The sequence below is a fragment of the Rhodococcus sp. O3 genome, assembly GCF_048897285.1.
Taxonomy (GTDB): Bacteria; Actinomycetota; Actinomycetes; order Mycobacteriales; family Mycobacteriaceae; genus Rhodococcus.
The window spans coordinates 1-2842 of sequence record NZ_JBMBTE010000262.1; the positions used below are offsets into that span (position 1 = coordinate 1).

At 70.9% G+C, this 2842-nt stretch carries 2 protein-coding genes and 1 pseudogene; all 3 read left to right on the forward strand.

Translation table 11 applies throughout. From position 1 onward, the window contains the following. Positions 1 to 1213 (forward strand): glutamate-5-semialdehyde dehydrogenase (locus tag ACN675_RS28630; protein ID WP_420754035.1); only part of this gene is annotated, 1213 nt, incomplete at its 5' end. Between the two features lie 15 nt (positions 1214 to 1228). Then, complete coding sequence (locus tag ACN675_RS28635) at positions 1229 to 2131, forward strand: AAA family ATPase (protein ID WP_197252210.1); 903 nt, start codon at positions 1229 to 1231, stop codon at positions 2129 to 2131. Position 2132: 1 nt separating this feature from the next. After that, positions 2133 to 2842: pseudogene (locus ACN675_RS28640) on the forward strand (hypothetical protein); the annotation flags it as partial.

A 2842-nucleotide genomic window follows, 5' to 3' on the forward strand; every position in this document is an offset into this window, starting at 1 on the left:
GGCGCGTCGTGCCCGGGTCGCGTCCCGTCGCCTCGCCCTCCTGACCACCGCCGAAAAGGACGCCGCGCTGCACGCCGCGGCGGACGCGGTTCTCGCCGCGGCGGATGCGGTTCTCGCCGCGAACAGCGCGGACGTCGACGCCGCCCGCGAAGCCGGGACCGAGGATTCGATCCTGGACCGCCTGCGGCTGACCCAGGCCCGGATCGAGGGCATCGCGTCCGGGCTGCGTCAGGTCGCCGGTCTGCCGGACCCGGTCGGGGAAGTGGTGCGCGGCTCGACGCTGCCGAACGGCCTCGAGATCCGGCAGCTGCGGGTGCCCCTCGGTGTCGTCGGCATGGTGTACGAGGCCCGGCCCAACGTCACCGTCGACGCCTTCGGTCTCGCCCTCAAGTCCGGCAACGCGGCGCTGCTGCGCGGTTCGTCGTCGGCGAAGCGATCCAACGCGGCGCTGGTCGAGGCGCTGCGCGGCGCGCTCGAGGCACAGGGGCTTCCCGCGGACGCGGTGCAGCTGCTGCCGAGCGAGGACCGCTCCTCGGTCACCCACCTGATCCAGGCCCGCGGCCTGGTCGACGTCGTCGTCCCGCGCGGTGGCGCGGGCCTGATCTCCGCGGTCGTGCGCGACGCGACGGTGCCGACCATCGAGACCGGTGTCGGCAACTGCCACGTGTACGTGCACGCGGCCGCGGACCTCGAGATGGCCGAGAAGATCGTCGTCAACGCGAAGACGCGCCGGCCGAGCGTGTGCAACACGGTCGAGACCATCCTCGTGGACAAGGCGATCGCCGACACTGCGGTGCCGCAGCTGATGCAGGTGATGCAGGCCCACAGCGTCGTCGTGCACGGCGACCTGCCCGGCATGGTCCCGGCGACGGATGCGGACTGGTCCGAGGAGTACCTGACACTCGACGTGGCGCTGGCCGTCGTCGACGATCTGGATGCCGCGGTCGAGCACATCGATCGCTACGGCACCGGCCACACCGAGGCGATCGTCACCTCGGATCTGGCTGCGGCCCGGGAGTTCACCGCGCGGGTCGATGCCGCAGCGGTTATGGTCAACGCTTCGACCGCATTCACCGACGGCGAGCAGTTCGGGTTCGGTGCCGAGATCGGCATCTCCACCCAGAAGCTGCACGCCCGCGGCCCGATGGGGTTGCCGGAGCTGACCTCCACCAAGTGGGTGGTGTGGGGCGACGGCCACACCCGCCCGGCCTGATCGAAAGGATCCAGCGTGGATCGTGCGCTGCCCACCACTCCGCCGATCTTCGCCGACGTCGACGATGTGATCACACGTCTCGCGGAGACCGGTTACCTCGCCGACAAGGCAACCGCCACCGCCGTGTTCCTTGCAGACCGGCTGGGCAAGCCGCTGCTCATCGAGGGGCCGGCCGGTGTCGGGAAGACCGAACTCGCGCGTGCCGTCGCGCAGACCTCCGGCGCCGAACTGGTGCGCCTGCAGTGCTACGAGGGCGTCGACGAGTCCCGCGCGCTGTACGAGTGGAATCACGCCAAGCAGATCCTGCGGATCCAGGCGGCGGGTGCGAACGCCGCGAGTGGAACCGGCGAGTCGTGGGATTCGACGAAGCAGGACGTGTTCTCCGAGGAGTTCCTGCTCTCGCGGCCGCTGCTGACGGCGATCCGCCGGGAGGATCCGACGGTGCTGCTCGTCGACGAGGTCGACAAGGCGGACGTGGAGATCGAGGGCCTGCTGCTCGAGGTGCTCAGCGATTTCGCCGTCACCGTCCCCGAGCTCGGGACGATCCGCGCCGTGCGCAAGCCGTTCGCGGTGCTCACCTCGAACGCGGCGCGGGAGCTGTCCGAGGCGCTCAAGCGCCGCTGCCTGTTCCTGCACCTCGACTTCCCGGACGCGGAACTCGAGCGCCGGATCCTGGCGAGCCGGGTCCCGGAGCTGCCCGAGGCCGTCGCCGAACAGCTCGTGCGCACCGTGCGGGTGCTGCGCGGCATGCAGCTCAAGAAGCTGCCGTCGGTCGCCGAGACGATCGACTGGGGCCGCACGCTGCTGGCGCTCGGCCTCGACACCCTCGACGACGCGGCGGTCCGCACCACGCTCGGGGTCGTGCTCAAACACCAGTCCGATCAGCAGCGTGCTGCTGCCGAGCTGCGGCTGAACTGAGATGGCCGGCGCACGCCCGCCCGGGCAGAACCGAGGGCCCGCCGCTCCGCACGGTCTGCCAGGGCACCTCGTCGGGTTCGTCGAGGCGCTGCGTCGTCGCGGCATCGCGGTCGGGCCGTCGGAGACCGTCGACGCCGGTCAGGTGATGACGGTGCTGGATCTGCTCGACCGTGAGGCGCTGCGGGAGGGGCTCGCGTGCACGCTGCTGCGCCGGCCCACCCACCGCGCCACCTTCGACGCGCTGTTCGACCTGTGGTTCCCCGCCGCGGTCGGGCATCGCGAAGCCGGTGGGATCGATCCGTCGCTGCCGCGCACACCGGACGGGGACATCGACTTCGAGGCGCTGCGCGACCTGATCGCCGAGCTGCTGTCCGACGATTCGCCCGAAGCGCTGGAGCTGACGGAACTGCTCACCGCCCAGCTCGTCGAGGAACTCGGTCAGTACAAGTCCGGGAACGGTCCCTCGTTCTCCGCCTATCAGGCGCTGCGGGACGTCAAACCCGAAACACTCGTCACCCGCATCCTCGAGGGGCTGCTGGGCAACGGGTCGTCGGAGGAGCACGAACCGGCCGGCGACTACGAGACCGAGGTCGCGCGCCGCACCGCAGCGCGCCGCGTCGCCGATTTCCGGGCGATGGTCGAGCGCGAAACGCGGCGTCGAACCGCCGAGCAGGTCGGTCGCGACCGCGTCGAGAAGTACGGTGTGCCGAA